This is a genomic window from Oleiphilus sp. HI0123 (assembly GCF_001635315.1).
The window spans coordinates 1-348 of the sequence record NZ_LWGE01000658.1 but is presented as its reverse complement, the minus strand read 5'-3'; the positions used below and the strand labels follow the sequence as shown (position 1 = coordinate 348).

1 protein-coding gene is annotated in these 348 nt (G+C 45.1%); it reads right to left on the bottom strand.

Going from position 1 to position 348, the window contains the following annotated elements; translation table 11 throughout:
* The coding region (locus tag A3761_RS05945; RefSeq protein ID WP_156491656.1) for a phosphotransferase at positions 1 to 348 on the bottom strand (348 nt) is incomplete at both ends.

Below are 348 nucleotides of genomic sequence, written 5' to 3'. Positions count from 1 at the left end.
AACCACCATCAAATTTCGCGCATGATAGTCACGATGGACAACGACTTGTGGTTGAGCCAAAGCACTTTCTTCCAAAGCATGAAAGCTTGCCTTTAAAAGCTGCCTCTCGTCTTCACTCAAATCAAGACCAAGCTTTTTCTCAAGCAACCAGTCTGGGAACAGGGCCATTTCCCGTTGCAGCAGTGCACTATCATAGAGTGGTAGAGCATAATCATTTGCTGGCTTAAGACTTTGGATCTTTAGCAGCGCCTTCATGGCTTGCGCATAGTGTTTATTACCACTTTCTATCACCGGGCTATCGGGATTCAGGTAAGGCAACAATAGCTCATCTCCCAAATCGCTTAATAA